This window comes from Curtobacterium sp. NPDC092190 (genome assembly GCF_044755625.1).
GTDB lineage: Bacteria > Actinomycetota > Actinomycetes > Actinomycetales > Microbacteriaceae > Curtobacterium.
Map to the genome: position 1 here is coordinate 236,109 of NZ_JBIVRJ010000004.1, position 16,355 is coordinate 252,463.

Sequence of the window (16,355 nt, forward strand, 5' to 3'; positions counted from 1 at the left end):
CGCGCCAGGGCCACAGCTTCAGGATCGGCCCCCGCCTCCCACCGCGGATCCGGCAACGCATGTCGTAGTGTGGCGGGAATGTCCCACTGAACGGAGCACACGATGACGAACGGCAACAGCCTCGACCCCTGGTACGACTCCTACGCCCAGCGCACCGCCGGGCTGAGCGCCTCCGAGGTCCGAGCCCTGTTCGCCGTGGCATCGCGGCCCGAGGTGGTCTCGCTCGCCGGCGGCATGCCGTACGTCTCGGCGCTCCCGCGGGAGCTCGTCACGGGGTCCATCGACCGCGTGATGACCGAGGACGCCGCGATGGCGCTGCAGTACGGCGGTGGGCAGGGCCTGCGCTCCCTCCGTGAGCACATCGTCGACGTGATGAGCCTCGAGGGCATCCGTGCCAGCGCCGAGGACGTCGTGGTCACCACCGGCTCGCAGCACGCGCTCGACCTCGTCACGCGGCTCTTCATCGATCCGGGCGACGTCGTGCTCGCCGAGTCGCCGTCGTACGTCGGCGCCATCGGCGTCTTCCGCTCGTACCAGGCGGAGACCGTCCACGTGACCACCGACGAGCACGGCCTGGTCCCCGAAGCGCTGCGTGAGGCGATCGCGAACCTGCGCACGCAGGGCAAGCGGATCAAGTTCCTCTACACGATCCCGAACTTCCACAACCCGGCGGGTGTCACGATGAGCCGTGAGCGCCGCATCGAGGTCCTCGACATCTGCCGCTCGAACGGCATCCTCGTGCTCGAGGACAACCCGTACGGACTGCTCTGGTTCGACGAGCCCGCTCCGCAGGCGATCCGATCGATCGACGACGAGGGCGTCGTGTACCTCGGGTCCTTCTCGAAGACCCTGGCTCCCGGCTTCCGTGTCGGTTGGGCCCTCGCCCCGCACGCCATCCGCGAGAAGCTCGTGCTCGCCAACGAGTCGGCCGTCCTCGCGCCGAACTCCTTCGGTCAGTACGTCGTCAACGCCTACCTGGACGCCGCAGATTGGAAGGGGCAGGTCGACACCTTCCGGGGCCTCTACGCGGAGCGCAGGGACGCGATGATGGCCGCCCTGGGGGAGTTCCTGCCGGACCTCACCTGGACGAAGCCGAACGGGGGGTTCTTCGTCTGGCTGACGCTGCCCGACGCCCTCGACTCGAAGGGCATGCTGCCCCGTGCCGTGAAGGAACTCGTCGCGTACACACCGGGGACCGCCTTCTACGCCGACGGCCGTGGCGGCGGCAACATCCGCCTGTCCTTCTGCTACCCGACCCCCGATCAGATCCGGGTCGGCGTCAAGCGCCTCGCCACCGTCATCAACGACGAGCTCGAGCTCCTCGAGACCTTCGGACACACAACCCGTCCGAGCGCGGTGTCCGAGTCGCGCTCCACCGTCGTCGCGCCGCCGCCGAACGTGTCCTGATCAGCACTTTCACCGTTCGCTCTTCCCGGAGGACCCTCGCATGGCCGAGCTCACCCGTCGTCACGTCGTCGTCGTCGCGGGAGGGATCTCGCACGAACGAGACGTCTCCCTGCGGTCAGGGCGACGCGTCGCCGACTCACTGACCGGTTACGGCTGGACGGTCGACCTGCGCGATGCCGACGCGTCGCTCCTGCCCGCGCTGCGCGAGTCACGCCCGGACGTCGTCTGGCCGGCCCTGCACGGCGCGTCCGGCGAGGACGGCGCGCTGCGGGGCATCCTGGAGGCGCTGGACATCCCGTTCGTCGGCTCCCGTTCCACGTCAGCCCGGCTTGCATGGGACAAGCCCACCTCGTCCGCGCTCGTCGCGCGGGCCGGTGTGCGGACCCCTCGGTCGGTCACGTTGTCGCACGACGTCTTCCGCGAGCTCGGTGCCGTGGGCGTCCTCGACGCCATCGCCGCGGAACACCCGGTGCCGCTCGCCGTGAAGCCGGCACGAGGCGGGAGCGCACAGGGGGTCACGCTCGTCGAGGACGCACACGATCTCCCGCGTGCGATGGTCAGCGCGTACACCTACTGCGACGACGTCGTGGTCGAACAGCTCATCCGCGGCACCGAGGTCGCCGTCGGGATCATCGACACGGGTGACGGCCCGGTGGCGCTCTCGGCGGTCGAGATCGTCCCGAAGAGCGGGACGTACGGGTTCGAGGCGCGCTACAACGCGGGGGAGACGACCTTCTTCACGCCCGCCCGACTGTCGGGCGACTTCGCCTCCGCCGCCGCAGACGCAGCCGTGTCAGCGCACACGGCGCTCGGTCTCCGCCACATCTCGCGCGTCGACCTGATCATCGATGCGGCAGGGACGCCGTGGTTCCTCGAAGCCAACGTCCTCCCGGGTCTGACCGAGACCTCCCTCGTTCCGCAGGCGCTGAGTGCCTCCGGCTTCGACCTCGGTTGGACCTACGCGGAGCTCGCGGAACAGGCCATCCGCGACCACCGCAGCTGACCATGTCAGTACGACGCAGGGGCAGTGTTCCACGTGGAACACTGCCCCTGCTCGTTGTGGCCGTCCCGTTGGGCGCTGCCGCGATCGTCGGCGAGGTTGCTCATGCTGTGGCGGCGATGACTGCGCGGCGCGCGCTCGGCACGATTCGGACTCGCACCGCAGGGAGGACAGCGGGCACCGGAGCGGTGACGGCCATCGTCGTCCTCGGTTTCGCGAATGCAGGCCCCGACCCGAACGCGGTGAACCGATGGCGCGCCCGTATCGCCGTGCGCACCGCGCGGCGGTACGAAGCAGCGGGTGACACGGCCATCATCGTGTGCTGCGGCGGAGCGGTGCGCGGGGCGTTCCCTGAGGCTGATCTGCTCGAGAATGCGGTGCGCCGGCTCGGGTGGACCGGTGCGGTCAGGAAGGACCGCGACAGCGTCTCCACATGGGAGAACATCGCGAACGCGAGGCCGATGATCGCCGCCGCAGACCGCGTCGTCATCTGCTCGAACGGACTCCACGCCGCGAAGGGGCGAACGTACCTCCGCCGCCAGGACGCGAATCTGGCGTCGAAACTGGCCCCAGCGCTGGACTATCGCGTCGGAGAGATGCTCTGGGCGAAGCCGGTCTTCGCCGCCGTCGCAATCTGGAAGCTCCTGCGGACGCGCCGTTCCACGTGAAACACCCCGGCGATTGGTCGCCGGATGCACTGTCGCCCGTCGTGGGACGGTTGACGAGGACGTCTCCGGGGAGCGCGCCGAACCAGGTGATCCGGACGCGGTGAACAGAGCCGGCGTGCGTTCGTCATCTCCATCGGGCGAGGGGCGCGGAGGCCGGTCACGCTCGCCAGCGCGGTAGGGCTACTGCATTGCCGGTTCCCAAGCGGAGATTGCGCCGATCGGTCCCTCTGCTGCTGACCGGGTGCGGACAGCTCTCGCACGACGGCGTCGTCGAGGTGCACCGCGCCGCCGAGTCTCCAACCTCGACCCTTCGTGCAGCCCCGACCCTCGCATTGTTTCAGGAGCGGACTCAGGGCGCCTCGTGCACCACGGGCAAGCCGGTCGTGAATTGGTGCATCCGGAGCACAGGTGCCGCACATCGCTCCGGTCCTGGTCGACCCTGACGGTGGCCTACGGGCGTCGCAGGATGCATCGGGTTCGCGCTCGCACCTCCGAACGGCTTGGCTCGAGCCTCACCTGAGCCGATGCCGTCGGTCGCAGCGATCCTCGTCCTCCTCGATGAACCCCCGCCAGCCCAGAGCCGTATCCCGCGGCCCGGTTCACTTCGCACGCGTCGCGGGCCGAGCGGGGGAGGGCGGCGCTGCAGAACGATCAGTGCGGACGAGTTCGAGTAGAGCGAGCCCCTTCCGACCCTGATGCAGCGCAGCCACGGGATGCGGGCCATCCGCACGACACCCTTCGCAGGTCGCCTCCCGTGGATGGTCCGGGCATCTGCATCCTCATCCCGGACGTCCCGCTACCGTCACCAGGCTGCGAGGTAGGCATCACCTGGCGCCGTCGAGGTCGTCGCACCACCGCCGACCGTCCGCGGCGCCCGACGGTGCTGCCGACGGCCAGGGAGCCGTGCCACCCGTAGCCGCAGACGGACCGCTCGGTGTCACACCTTGCGCACATCCGGATTGGGCCGACCTACTCAGTTCGAAGTCCACAGCGCCCGCTCGCTCGTGCCGCCAGCGTGAGGACGAAGGATGCGCTGCCCGCTTACGGGGTGAGGTCGGGTCTCAGCACCAAGCCACGCGGCCGTCGTCCGCCCGAGGTCCGGCGTCGCACCCGTTCCGGGTGTTCCGATCGAACGCCGTCACAAGCATCGCTGCGCCGTCGCCGTCGCCGTTGCCAGGGAGGCCGAGCACCAAGCCGTTTCTGTCGCGTAGGACCACTCGTTGGATGGGCGCACCGCCGGTACCGCGAACACGAGGATCGTGGTCGAGGTCGACGACCGACGCACTCGGAGGACAAGAGGGAGAGAGACCATGGAGCAGTGATGCTGCCAGCACGTCCGGTGGCCCTTCATCGCTTACCGACCATGCGATCCGCGTACTGCCGCCCGCTCACCCCAGCTGCACTCCGCGAGCCGTACGCCGGCGCAGACTCCGATCGGTAGCACCTGAGGAACTCGGCGACGTACGCAGCCTTCTCCAGCTTGCAGGGACCACCGGCAGGCAAGCAGGCACATCGTCACATCGTCGAGATGTGCAGGCCGCGAGCGCCCGAGCAACCTCGCGAGACGAGACGGCTGACCTGAACAACCGGATCCAGACGTTTCACGTGGAACACTGCCTCGGACGGCCTTGGCGTACGCGCGAGCGCAGCTGTCGCCCTCGGCGCCTCGTCAACGCCGCCGTACGCCCCGCAGGCGGCCGAACAGGTCCGATCGTGGACTGGATGACGGGGACGCACGGTACGCCCCGCACACGGCCACAGGGCGCCGTCCCTGCACCAACGACGGCCTCCGAGCGCGACTAGCCAGCGATGTCGCTGATGCCCAGCTCGCCGAGGATGCGGTTGAGATCATCGCCGTTCGCGAAGTCGATCGTCACCGAGCTCTTGCGAGCACCCACCGCGATCTTCACGCGCGTGTTCAACCGATCACCGATGCGCTCGGCGAGGTCGTTGAAGTGCGCCTGTCGCTTCGTCGGCTCCGCCTTCGGCTTCACCGGCGTCTTCGCCGACAACTGCTGCGCGATCGCCTCTGCGGCCCGCACGGACAGGTCCTCGTTGACGATCTTCTCGGCGAGGTACTCCATCGCCTCGGCGTCCGGCGCCGCGAGGATGGCACGTGCGTGTCCCGCGGACAGCACCCCGGCAGCGACGCGGCGCTGAACGGGGGAGGGCAACCGGAGCAGACGGATCGTGTTCGTGATCTGCGGACGCGACCGGCCGATACGCTGCGCGAGTTGCTCCTGCGTGATCCCGAAGTCTGCGAGCAGCTGCTGGTACGCCGACGCCTCTTCCAGCGGATTGAGCTGTGCACGATGCAGGTTCTCGAGCAGCGCATCCCGAAGCATGGCGTCATCAGGGGTATCCTTGACGATCGCGGGAATGGTCGCGAGCCCGAGCTCCTTCGTGGCACGCAGACGACGCTCGCCCATGATGAGCTCGTACTGCGCCTCGGTTCCGGATGCGCCGGCGATCGGACGGACGACGATGGGCTGGAGCACACCGATCTCGCGGATCGAGTGGACGAGCTCCTGGAGCTCCTCCTCGCGGAACTCCTTGCGCGGCTGCTGTGCGTTCGGCACGACGTCGAGCGGATTGAGGTTCGCCAGACGTGCGCCGGGAACGGCGACGAGGTCCTCAGCGGTCGCACCGGCGGAGGGCGCCGAGGCCGGGGAGCCGCCCGTGGGGAAGAACACGTCGACGGGCCGGTCCTGCTGGTCCGACGCCGTCGGGATCAGGGCGCCGATGCCTCGTCCGAGTCCAGTTCGCTTGGGTGCCATCAGTCCTGCGCTCCTCGTGCTGCGATCTCGGCGGCTGCCTCGAGGTACGAGAGCGAGCCCGACGAGTTGACGTCGTACGACACGACGCTCTGTCCGTAACTCGGTGCTTCGCTGACGCGCACCGACCGGGGGATCACGGCCTTCAGCACCTGCTCGCCGAAGTGCTCACGGACATCCGCTGCAACCTGGTTGGACAGGTTCGTGCGCCCGTCGAACATCGTGAGCAGGATCGTCGACACCCGGAGGTTCGGGTTGAGGTGCCGTTCGATCAGCTCGATGTTCCGCAGGAGTTGGCTGAGGCCCTCGAGCGCGTAGTACTCGGTCTGGATCGGGATCAGCACCTCCTGCGCGGCGACGAATGCGTTGATCGTCAGGAGGCCGAGCGAAGGCGGGCAGTCGATGAAGACGTAGTGGTACGGCTTCTCGAGCGACGACAGGTACTGGTCGAGCGCCGTGCGCAACCGCTGCTCGCGCGCCACGAGGGAGACGAGTTCGATCTCGGCGCCCGCCAGGTGGATGGTCGCCGGGACACACCAGAGCGTCTCGGACTCTGGCGATCGTTGAACAGCATCGGCGATCGGCGCCTCGTCCACGATCACGTCGTAGACGCTGGTCACTTCGGCCTGGTGCTCGACCCCGAGCGCGGTCGAAGCATTGCCCTGCGGATCGAGGTCGATCACCAGGACACGGGCACCACCGTGCGCGAGGGCAGCCGCGAGGTTCACCGTGGTGGTCGTCTTCCCGACGCCACCCTTCTGGTTCGACACGGTGAACACGCGAGTCTTCGCGGGGAGCGGGAACTGCTGCGTGGCGATCGCTCGCCGCCGCCGGTTGAGGTCAGCGATCTCGCGAGCCAGGGGCGTCGACGAGTCGTAGTCGGTCGATGAACTCAACGAAGACCTCTTCCCCGGGTCAGTGTTCCACGTGGAACGTCGGGCTCTCTGGTCCAGCACAGCCGGACCCAGCCGCGGCGTCAGTCAACTGTAGCCCGGAAGACTCGCGTGGTCTCCTCGACCACACCGTCTCCGAGCTCGAGCACCTCGACATCGGCCAGGCGCTTCCGGAGGATCACCTTCCGAGCCTTCTCGATCTCTTCGTCGACCCGCGCACCCTTCATCAGGATGAGCTGACCACCCGACCGCACCAGCGGGACCGTGAGCGGGATGAGCTTCGACAGCGCACTCACCGCACGAGCCGTGACCTGGTCGACGACGACCGAGTCTGCGACGTCCTCAGCCCGCCCGCGGAGGACGGTGACGTTCCCCAGCCCGAGTCGCTCGGATTCGGCGTTCAGCCAGTCGCAGCGACGCTCCATCGGTTCGATGAGCGTGAAGGAGACGTCGGGACGGGCGATCGCGAGCACCAGGCCCGGGAGCCCCGCTCCGGAACCGACGTCCGCGACGCGACCATCGGCCTCCAGGAGCGGCGCGAGCAAGGCAGAGTTGAGGATGTGTCGCGTCCACAGGCGGGGGAGTTCGAGGGGTCCGATGAGGCCCAGTTCCTCGCCGCGACGAGCGAGCTCGGCCGTGAAGGACCGCGCGACCTCGATCCGGTCGCCGAACAGCTCCGCAGCGGCAGCCGGCTCCCGCTCGAGGACCGGCGTGACCTCGTCGGTCATCGCGTGACGACCGTGTGGCGGTCTCGTCCCTCGCCCTCGGACTCCGAGTGGAAGCCCTTCTCGGCAACCAGGTCGTGCACGAGCTTGCGCTCGTAGGACGACATCGGGGGGAGCGCCGCCGACGACGAACCGCTCTCGATGCGCTCGACAGCCGTGTCGACCAGACGCTGGAGCTCCGTCGCTCGGGCGTCACGCGACCCACCGACGTCCAGGATGAGGCGGCTGAACTCGCCGGTCTCGGCCTGCACGGCGATGCGGGTCAGCTCCTGCAGGGCCGACACCGTGTCCGGCTTCGAGAGCACCCGCAGCGCGCCGCCCTCGTCGCTCACGGACAGGTACACCCGTCCGCCACGCTCCTCGATCTCGATGTCCCCGTCGAGGTCGCAGATGTCGAGGAGTTCCTCGATGTAGTCCGCCGCGATGTCCGCTTCGTCGCGGACCTCGTCGGTCTCGGTCTCCGCCGCGGCGTCGACGGTGGGTGCGGTGTCCTGCTCGGTCACTTACTTCTTCCCGTTCTTCTTGGAGCGGTTCTTGCCGACGGGCTGCTGACGCTGCGTGGTCACGCGGACGGGCTCGACCTCGACCGCGGTGGAGCCAGCACCGGCCTCGGCGAGCACCGGGGTGCCGCGACGCTGGGCCTTCTTGGCCAGGCGGGCCTCACGGGCGAGTGCGGCCTCGGAACCCGGGGTCGGCATGCTGCGGATGACGAAGTACTGCTGCGCCATCGTCCAGATGTTGGAGGCCAGCCAGTAGAACATGACGCCGAGGGGGAAGCTCAGACCCGAGATCACGAACACCAGCGGGAGGATGTACAGCATCATCTTCTGCTGGCGGTACATCGGCGACGCCTTGGTCTCCGGCGACATGTTCTTCGCCACGAGCTGCAGCTGGGTGACGAACTGCGACGCGGTCATCACGACGATCATGAAGCCCGCGATGACCCGGACCTCCCACCCGGAGGCGTTCGTGAAGGTCTCGTGCAGGGGAGCGCCGAACAGGGCCGCGTTGCCGAAGTCCTGCGCCAGGGTGTTCGTGAGCAGACCGATGCCGGTCTTGTTGATCTGCGCCTCGTGCAGCACCGAGTACAGCGAGAAGAAGATCGGCATCTGGATGAGCAGCGGCAGGCAGGAGCTCAGCGGGTTCGTCCCGGTCTCCTTGTAGAGGGCCATGGTCTCGCGGCTCATGGCCTCACGCGAGAACTGGTCCTTCTTGCCCTTGTACTTGTCCTGGATCTTCTTCAGCTGCGGCGCCACCTCGAGCATGCGTCGCTGCGACTTGATCTGCCGGACGAAGATCGGGATGAGCGCGGCCCGCACCACGAAGGTGAGGAAGATGATCGACAGCACCCAGGTGATGCCGGCCGACGGGTCCATGCCGATCGACTCGAAGATCCAGTGGAAGGCCACGAGGATCGCCGAGACCACCCACTTCAGTGGCCAGAGGATCGTTCCGATGAAGTCCATGAGGACGGTCACGCCTTTCGAGTGCGCTGGGGGAGCAGGACCGGACGACGGGCATCGCCGGACGGCTGGGGGTGCAGCTGGGACGGGGGGAGCACGAACCCGAACCGGGTCAGGCGGTAGGGACGGCGGCGGTCACGCACGTCGTCGATCCCGCCTGCGGCCCACGGGTTGCACCGCGCGATCCGCCAGGCCCCCATCGCCGACCCGCGCACGACGCCGTACTGCTGGATGGCCTCGAGCGCGTACCGTGAGCACGACGGGTGGTAGCGGCAGACGTTCCCGTACAGGGGAGAGATGACCGCGCGGTAGGCGCGCAGCACGACGACGCACACGTTGCGCGGGAGCAACGCGACGACCCAGGCCAGTCGGTTCAACGCCAGCCGGGTCCACTGGATGCGGTTCATGCTGCCTTCTCCACCCCGCGCGCGAAGGAGCGCGAGACGTCTCCGAGCAGGCTAGGCCATCCGGCCTGCGCCGCGGCTGGCAAGGCCCTGATGACCACGTCGTGGCCGCTCGGCACCTCGGTCAGCAGCTCGTGGGCGATCGCCTTGAACCGACGTCGCACCGTGTTGCGGGTGACGGCGTTGCCGACCGTCTTCGCGACGATGAACCCGAAGCGGGTCGGGTCGTCCGGACCGGGCTCGGCCCCGACGGGTCGACGGACCACGGATACGACGACGTGCGCCGTGGCGCTCCTGCGACCACGACGCACGACGGACCGGTAGTCCTCACCGCGGACGATGCGGTTGGCGCGAGCCAACACGATCGCTACCGGGTTCCGATTCGGGACCGGATCAGGCGCTGCCCCGAGGGGCGCAGCCCGATCAGGCGCTGAGCTCGGTGCGGCCCTTGCCGCGGCGCGCGGCCAGGATGGCGCGGCCGGCACGGGTGCGCATGCGGGCGCGGAAGCCGTGCTTCTTGGCACGACGACGGTTGTTCGGCTGGAAGGTGCGCTTGCTCATGATGATCTCCACACGGCTGCGCTCGAGGACGGGCTCAGCGCGAGCCGACACGTATGTCTGGACAGCCGCTCGACGAGGCCGAACGACACGATGGGCGCGACCAGGTGGCCGCAGTCAACTGGTTAACGGTACGTGACAGCGGCGGTGAGGTCAAACGGCGGCGACGGCCGCCCTCGTCCGAGGTGAGCGCACGATCATCATCCACATTGGGGAAAACGTGCGTTCGGTACGACTCGGTCGGACCCTTTACAGTGGTGTGATCGATCGGCCCGTTCCGCGGAGCGACGGGGGAGTCACCTCACCGTCCGCAGCCGGGCCACCGTGGACAGGACTGTGGACAACCCTGTGGATCACCGCCACGGCGTGACGGCGGTCCGGCCCGTGGATCGGCCGCGCCGGACACTGCTCGCGGAACGGCACCGACCGGGCGCGCCCGTGTCCCGCCGTAGCGAGCACCACGGCACGGGACCGGCACCACGACACCAGCACACCGACACCAGACCAGGAGACCAGCGCGAATGACGATGCCGGCCGACCCCGTCGAGGACCTCTGGTCCTCCGTCCTGGGCCTCCTCTCCGAGGACGACCGCATCACCCCGCAGCTGCACGGCTTCCTCAACCTGGTCGAACCGAAGGGCGTGCTCGCCGGCACCCTCTACCTCGAGGTCCCCAACGACCTGACGCGGGGCATGCTCGAGCAGCGGATCCGCGTCCCGATCACCGAGGCCGTCTCGCGGGTCGGTGACGACTCGGTCGCGAACTTCGCCATCACGGTGAACCCGGACATGGCGTCGGAACCGCGGGTCGACGCGGTCGTCCCGAGCCACGTCCCCGAGTACGCCGAGCCGGTGCAGGCGCCGGTGGAGCAGAGCGCGGCACCCCGCCAGTACATCGAGGCACCGTTCGTCCCGAGCCAGATCGACTCCCCTGGCACCGGCGGTCGCCCCGAGTCGCGACTCAACCCGAAGTACAACTTCGACAACTTCGTCATCGGCTCGTCGAACCGCTTCGCCCACGCCGCCGCGGTCGCGGTCGCCGAAGCTCCGGCCAAGGCGTACAACCCGCTCTTCATCTACGGCGACTCCGGTCTCGGCAAGACGCACCTCCTCCACGCGATCGGCCACTACGCCGAGAGCCTCTACCCGGGCATCCGCGTCCGGTACGTGTCGAGCGAGGAGTTCACCAACGACTTCATCAACTCGATCGCGAACAACCGGTCGAACCAGTTCCAGCAGCGCTACCGCGACATCGACATCCTGCTGATCGACGACATCCAGTTCCTGCAGGGGAAGGACTCCACGCAGGAGGCCTTCTTCCACACGTTCAACACGCTGCACGACCACAACAAGCAGGTCGTGATCACGTCGGACGTCGCGCCGAAGCACCTGACCGGCTTCGAGGACCGGATGCGCTCACGGTTCGAGTGGGGCCTCATCACGGACGTGCAGGCGCCGGACCTCGAGACGCGCATCGCGATCCTGCGCAAGAAGGCGCAGTCCGACCACCTGCAGGTCCCCGACGACATCCTCGAGTTCATGGCGTCGAAGGTCTCGAGCAACATCCGTGAGCTCGAGGGGACGCTCATCCGCGTCACGGCGTTCGCGAGCCTGAACCGGACGGCCGTCGACATGGCCCTGGTGCAGACGGTCCTCAAGGACCTGATCACCCTCGACGACGACAACGTGATCGCGCCGACGGACATCATCAACCACACCGCGGAGTACTTCAAGCTCTCGGTCGACGACCTGTACGGCTCGTCCCGGTCGCAGGCGATCGCGACCGCGCGGCAGATCGCCATGTACCTGTGCCGTGAGATGACGAGCCTGTCGCTGCCGAAGATCGGGCAGCTGTTCGGCAACCGCGACCACACCACGGTCATGTACGCGAACAAGAAGATCACCGAGCTGATGAAGGAACGACGGTCGATCTACAACCAGGTCACCGAGCTGACGAGCCGCATCAAGCAGGACCGCCGCTACCGCTGACGCGGACGCGAGCAGGACGCGGACGCGAGCAGCTGACGGACGGGAGGCACGGTGCGACACGGCACCGTGCCTCCCGTCCGTCGTCTCCCCTCGACCCGACATCCGTCGCACCGGTGTCCGACCGGGAGGCCCGCCCCACGGCCCCGGATCGGCCCGCCTCGGCGCGCATCCACCATCTGAGACGGTTCCATGCGCCGAGTTTCCCCCAGTGTGGAAAGCCTGTGGATAACTGTGGAGGACACGCGGTCCGGTTGTTCACAGTTCTGTACCCACCTGTGGAGACTGGGGATGGAAGCGGATAGATGAGATTTGTTCATCCGGACGCTGCCAACACGGGACTCACAACTCACACGTGTGTAGTTCCCTGTGGAGAAGCGGGATGCACAGAGTTATCCACACTGTGCACAGGCGTTAACACCATTGATCCTGGTTAACGATGAAGTTCCGCGGGCCAACCTTGTGGACGGCGGGATGACAAGAAATCCGGGCCCTGCTCCGCTGTGCCACAATGGGGCGGCCGGACAGTCCGCACCGATCGACAGGGGTCCCAGCTGTGAAGTTCGAGGTCAACCGGGACGTCTTCTCCGAAGCCGTCTCCTTCGCGGTGAAGCTCCTCCCACAGCGCACGACCCTCCCGATCCTGTCCGGAGTCCTCATCCACGCCGAGGGCGATCGGCTCACGCTGTCGTCGTTCGACTACGAGGTCTCGGCGCAGACCTCGATCACGGCGCAGATCGACGAACCGGGCACCGTGCTCGTCTCCGGCCGTCTGCTCAACGACATCTCGAGCCGACTGCCGAACGCCCCGGTGACCTTCACCACCGAGGACACGAAGATCTCCGTCACCTGCGGATCGGCGCACTTCACGCTGCTGTCCATGCCGGTCGAGGAGTACCCGACGCTGCCGGAGATCGGTGAGCAGACCGGGGTCGTCCCCGGCGACGCCTTCTCCGAGGCCGTGTCCCAGGTGGCCGTCGCCGCGAGCCGCGACGACGTCACCCCGGTCATCACGGGTGTGCAGCTCGAGGTCGGCGACAACGACCTGTCGCTCATCGCGACCGACCGCTACCGCGTCGCGGTCCGCACGATCGCGTGGGACTCCGGTCGTGTCGGATCCGACCCGCTGCACGCGCTCGTCCCCGCCCGCACCCTGCAGGAGGTCGGCCGCACGTTCGGGTCGGCGTCCACGGTGTCGGTCTCGATCAGCGGGTCGTCGGACCGCGAACTCATCGCGTTCCACGCCGACGACAAGACCGTGACCTCGCTGCTCATCAAGGGCAACTACCCGCCGGTCCGCCGGCTCTTCCCCGAGACGGTGAACGACCACGCGGTGATCAACACCGCCGAACTCGTCGAGGCCGTCCGACGGGTCTCCCTCGTCCTGGAGCGCGAAGCGGCGCTCCGGTTCTCCTTCTCGGTCGACGGGCTCACGCTCGAGGCGATCGGATCCGAACAAGCGCAGGCGTCAGAGTCGATCAGTGCGTTGCTGACCGGGGAGGAAACGGTGGTCTCGCTGAAGCCCGCCTTCCTCCTGGACGGGTTGAACGCGGTGCACTCCGAGTTCGTCCGCATCTCCTTCACCAAGACGGAGAACCCCAACAAGCCGGGTCCGGTGCTCATCACCGGGCAGACCTCGCAAGAGGCCGCGGCGACGGACGGATACCGGTACCTGCTGCAGCCCAATCTCCTGCTGCGATAGCGCAACAGCCGTACCACTGCGCTGACGCGCCTCTGGCCACCAGCGCGACGACGAACAGAAGAGGAAATCATGCACATCGGTCTTGTCGGCCTCGGTCGCATGGGCAACAACATGCGTGCCCGTCTCCGCAACGCAGGCATCGAGGTCACCGGGTACGACGCGAACCCCGCCGTCTCCGACGTCGCGGACCTCGGCGCCCTGGCAGCCGCACTGCCCGAGGGCAAGAAGCTCGTGTGGGTCATGGTCCCGCACGGCAAGATCACCGACGACGTGATCACGGACCTCGCCGGCGTCCTGGGCGAGGGCGACCTCGTCATCGACGGTGGCAACTCGAAGTGGCTGGACGACACGATCCACGCCGAGCAGCTCGACGCCAAGGGCATCCGGTACATGGACGCCGGTGTCTCCGGCGGTGTCTGGGGCAAGGACAACGGCTACGGCCTGATGGTCGGTGGCGCCCCCGAGGACGTCGAGTTCGCCATGCCGGTCTTCGACGCGCTCCGCCCCGAGGGCCCCCGCGAGGAGGGCTTCTCGCACGCCGGCCCCGTCGGCGCCGGTCACTACGCCAAGATGGTCCACAACGGCATCGAGTACGCGATCATGCAGGCGTACGGCGAGGGCTACGAGCTCCTCGAGGCCAAGGACATCATCAAGGACGTCCCCGCGGTCTTCGCCGGGTGGCAGCGCGGCACCGTCGTGCGCTCCTGGCTGCTCGACCTGATGGTCCTCGCGCTGAACGAGGACCCGAAGCTCGACGCCATCGAGGGCTACGTCGACGACTCCGGCGAGGGCCGTTGGACGGTGGAGGAGGCCATCGAGCACGCCGTGCCGATGCCGACCATCTCCGCGTCGATCTTCGCGCGCTTCGTCTCGCGTCAGGGCAGCGCGTCCCCGACGATGAAGGCCGTCGCGGCCCTGCGCAACCAGTTCGGCGGTCACGCCGTGAAGAAGGCGTAGTTCAGGTCACCACCTGAGCTCGTCCCGGCCCGCGTGCACGTCGACCACCTGCAACTCACCGACTTCCGGAACTACCGGGAGGCGGACGTCGACCTCGCACGCGGGCCGAACCTGTTCGTCGGGCGGAACGGACAGGGCAAGACCAACCTGGTCGAGGCGATCGGCTACCTCTCGACCCTCGGGTCGCACCGGGTGCCGACCGATGCCGCCCTCGTCCGTCAGGGCTGCGACGCCGCGATCGTGCGCGCTCGACTGGCGCACGAGGACCGCAGCATCCTGGCCGAGGTGCAGATCAACCGCACCGGGTCGAACCGAGCCCAGGTCAACCGGGCCGCGATCAAGCCCCGCGAACTGCCGCGGTACTGCACCAGCGTGCTCTTCGCCCCCGAGGACCTGGCCCTCGTCCGCGGTGAGCCCTCGGGCCGTCGGCGCATGCTCGACGAGCTGCTCGGCCAGATCGCACCCCGGATGCAGGGCGTGCTCGCCGACTACGACCGGACGCTCAAGCAGCGGAACACCCTGCTGAAGTCGGCACGGGCGACCGGTGCGCGGTCCGGGTCCCTCGCGACGCTGGACGTCTGGGACGACCGGCTCGTCGCGTTCGGTTCCGAGATCATCGCGGCCCGTGACCACCTCACCCGTCGGCTCGCGCCGTTCGTCACCGAGGCCTACGCCACGGTCGCCGGCGAACGGCACGAGGCGACCATCTCGGGTGTGCTCAGCGTGCGCGGCGGTGACCCCGAGGACGCTGCCGCGACCGACCCGGTGCTCGGGACGCCGGACGAACCGGTGTCCGTCTCCGCTGCGGCCGAGGCCTTCCGTGGTGCGCTCGAGCGTCGGCGTCGGGACGAACTCGACCGCGGACTGACCCTCGTCGGACCGCACCGCGACGACGTGCTCTTCCAGCTGAACGGGTTACCTGCGCGCGGGTACGCCAGCCATGGAGAATCGTGGTCGTTCGCCCTCGCGATCAAGCTCGCCGGCGCCGCGGTGCTCCGGGCGGAGTCGACGCTCGGCGATCCGATCATCATCCTCGACGACGTGTTCGCCGAGCTCGACGAGTCACGGCGTGAACGGCTCGCGGGGGCGGTCGCCGACTACGAGCAGGTGCTCATCACCGCCGCGGTGTTCGGGGACGTGCCCGACCAGCTCGCCGCCCACACCGTCCGGATCGAGGCGGGCACGATCGTGACGGACGAGGCTCGCGCCTGATGCCCAAGCCGTGGAAGCCCTCCGAGCCCTCGCGGGTGTACCGGCACCTGCGCGCCGTGTTCGGCGACCCGTCCCTCCGCACCGTCGACGCTCGACGCCGCCGGTCCCGCGAGCTCGACGCCGACACGGTCCCGTACGGCAAGGGTCGCGAACCCCGGGGGCTCGGTGACGTGGTCGGCGCGCTGGCCCAGGAACTCGGGTGGTCGGAGCCGTTGGCGCGCTCGGAGCTCTTCGTCGACTGGCCCGCGGTGGTGGGCGACGAACTCGCGAAGCACTCCCGCCCGATGACGATCGACGACGGGACGCTCGTCATCCGCTGCGACTCGACGGCGTGGGCGACGCAGCTCCGTCTGATGCGCGCGACCGTGACGACGACGATCGCCGAACGGCACCCGGGAGCGGGCGTGCAGTCGATCCGGGTTTCCGGCCCGGACGTCCCCACCTGGAAACGCGGTCCCAGGACCGTCCAGGGGCGTGGTCCTCGCGACACCTACGGTTGACGCGACGAAATCGTCCTCGGGGATGAAGAACACCCGTCCAGCGGGCGGATGAGCCCCGTGGAGAGGGGCTCCTGCGGTAGACTGGCGAGTGCAGTGTGCGGGCGTTC

16 protein-coding genes are annotated in these 16,355 nt (G+C 68.3%); 8 read left to right on the forward strand and 8 right to left on the reverse strand.

The annotated features are described in order from the left end of the window. Positions 1 to 102: 102 nt before the first annotated feature. The 3 genes from ACIQFY_RS11770 to ACIQFY_RS11780 all read left to right on the forward strand — a co-directional run bounded on the left by ACIQFY_RS11770 (position 103) and on the right by ACIQFY_RS11780 (position 3,075). Positions 103 to 1,407 carry a PLP-dependent aminotransferase family protein gene (locus ACIQFY_RS11770; RefSeq protein WP_209684773.1) on the forward strand — a complete coding sequence of 435 codons (1,305 nt, stop codon included), beginning with the start codon at positions 103 to 105 and terminating at the stop codon, positions 1,405 to 1,407. Positions 1,408 to 1,447: 40 nt separating this feature from the next. After that, positions 1,448 to 2,410: a D-alanine--D-alanine ligase gene (locus ACIQFY_RS11775; protein WP_066657533.1), complete on the forward strand. Its 963-nt coding sequence runs from the start codon at positions 1,448 to 1,450 to the stop codon at positions 2,408 to 2,410. Positions 2,411 to 2,595: 185 nt separating this feature from the next. Continuing rightward, complete coding sequence (locus tag ACIQFY_RS11780; RefSeq protein WP_400340198.1) at positions 2,596 to 3,075, forward strand: YdcF family protein; 480 nt, start codon at positions 2,596 to 2,598, stop codon at positions 3,073 to 3,075. A 1,799-nt stretch (positions 3,076 to 4,874) separates the two neighbouring features. Here the strand turns inward: ACIQFY_RS11780 and ACIQFY_RS11785 are convergent. The 8 genes from ACIQFY_RS11785 to rpmH all read right to left on the reverse strand — a co-directional run bounded on the left by ACIQFY_RS11785 (position 4,875) and on the right by rpmH (position 9,895). Next, positions 4,875 to 5,852 (reverse strand): ParB/RepB/Spo0J family partition protein, encoded by a 978-nt coding sequence (locus ACIQFY_RS11785; RefSeq protein ID WP_066657537.1) that lies wholly within the window; start codon positions 5,850 to 5,852, stop codon positions 4,875 to 4,877. Further along, positions 5,852 to 6,745, reverse strand: a complete 894-nt coding sequence (locus ACIQFY_RS11790; protein WP_400340200.1) for a ParA family protein — start codon at positions 6,743 to 6,745, stop codon at positions 5,852 to 5,854. The genes ACIQFY_RS11785 and ACIQFY_RS11790 overlap by 1 nt, the downstream gene beginning before the upstream one ends. A gap of 80 nt (positions 6,746 to 6,825) precedes the next feature. After that, positions 6,826 to 7,470 carry a 16S rRNA (guanine(527)-N(7))-methyltransferase RsmG gene (rsmG, locus tag ACIQFY_RS11795; protein WP_400340202.1) on the reverse strand — a complete coding sequence of 215 codons (645 nt, stop codon included), beginning with the start codon at positions 7,468 to 7,470 and terminating at the stop codon, positions 6,826 to 6,828. Next, positions 7,467 to 7,970, reverse strand: coding sequence for a R3H domain-containing nucleic acid-binding protein (locus ACIQFY_RS11800; RefSeq protein ID WP_209684765.1), 504 nt, complete (start codon positions 7,968 to 7,970; stop codon positions 7,467 to 7,469). Before ACIQFY_RS11800 ends, rsmG begins: the two co-directional genes overlap by 4 nt. After that, complete coding sequence (yidC, locus tag ACIQFY_RS11805; RefSeq protein WP_066658860.1) at positions 7,971 to 8,933, reverse strand: membrane protein insertase YidC; 963 nt, start codon at positions 8,931 to 8,933, stop codon at positions 7,971 to 7,973. It lies immediately after the preceding gene. Between the two features lie 8 nt (positions 8,934 to 8,941). Then, entirely contained in the window at positions 8,942 to 9,337 is a 396-nt protein-coding gene (gene yidD / locus ACIQFY_RS11810; RefSeq protein ID WP_081985178.1) for a membrane protein insertion efficiency factor YidD, read from the reverse strand. Further along, a complete protein-coding gene (rnpA, locus tag ACIQFY_RS11815) occupies positions 9,334 to 9,696 on the reverse strand; it encodes a ribonuclease P protein component (RefSeq protein ID WP_400340204.1) in 363 nt (120 codons plus the stop codon). Before rnpA ends, yidD begins: the two co-directional genes overlap by 4 nt. A gap of 61 nt (positions 9,697 to 9,757) precedes the next feature. Next, positions 9,758 to 9,895: a 50S ribosomal protein L34 gene (rpmH, locus tag ACIQFY_RS11820; RefSeq protein WP_043595303.1), complete on the reverse strand. Its 138-nt coding sequence runs from the start codon at positions 9,893 to 9,895 to the stop codon at positions 9,758 to 9,760. A gap of 518 nt (positions 9,896 to 10,413) precedes the next feature. Between rpmH and dnaA the strand changes: the two genes are divergently transcribed. The 5 genes from dnaA to ACIQFY_RS11845 all read left to right on the forward strand — a co-directional run bounded on the left by dnaA (position 10,414) and on the right by ACIQFY_RS11845 (position 16,248). After that, positions 10,414 to 11,880, forward strand: a complete 1,467-nt coding sequence (dnaA, locus tag ACIQFY_RS11825; protein ID WP_400340207.1) for a chromosomal replication initiator protein DnaA — start codon at positions 10,414 to 10,416, stop codon at positions 11,878 to 11,880. Positions 11,881 to 12,433: 553 nt separating this feature from the next. Beyond that, positions 12,434 to 13,579, forward strand: a complete 1,146-nt coding sequence (gene dnaN / locus ACIQFY_RS11830) for a DNA polymerase III subunit beta (RefSeq protein ID WP_066651122.1) — start codon at positions 12,434 to 12,436, stop codon at positions 13,577 to 13,579. Between the two features lie 69 nt (positions 13,580 to 13,648). Then, positions 13,649 to 14,536: a phosphogluconate dehydrogenase (NAD(+)-dependent, decarboxylating) gene (gene gnd / locus ACIQFY_RS11835; protein WP_066651124.1), complete on the forward strand. Its 888-nt coding sequence runs from the start codon at positions 13,649 to 13,651 to the stop codon at positions 14,534 to 14,536. A 33-nt stretch (positions 14,537 to 14,569) separates the two neighbouring features. Beyond that, complete coding sequence (gene recF / locus ACIQFY_RS11840) at positions 14,570 to 15,748, forward strand: DNA replication/repair protein RecF (RefSeq protein ID WP_326496022.1); 1,179 nt, start codon at positions 14,570 to 14,572, stop codon at positions 15,746 to 15,748. After that, the gene (locus ACIQFY_RS11845; RefSeq protein WP_066651128.1) at positions 15,748 to 16,248 is read left to right on the forward strand and encodes a DUF721 domain-containing protein; all 501 of its coding nucleotides are present in this window, start codon (positions 15,748 to 15,750) and stop codon (positions 16,246 to 16,248) included. Before recF ends, ACIQFY_RS11845 begins: the two co-directional genes overlap by 1 nt. Positions 16,249 to 16,355 lie beyond the last annotated feature (107 nt).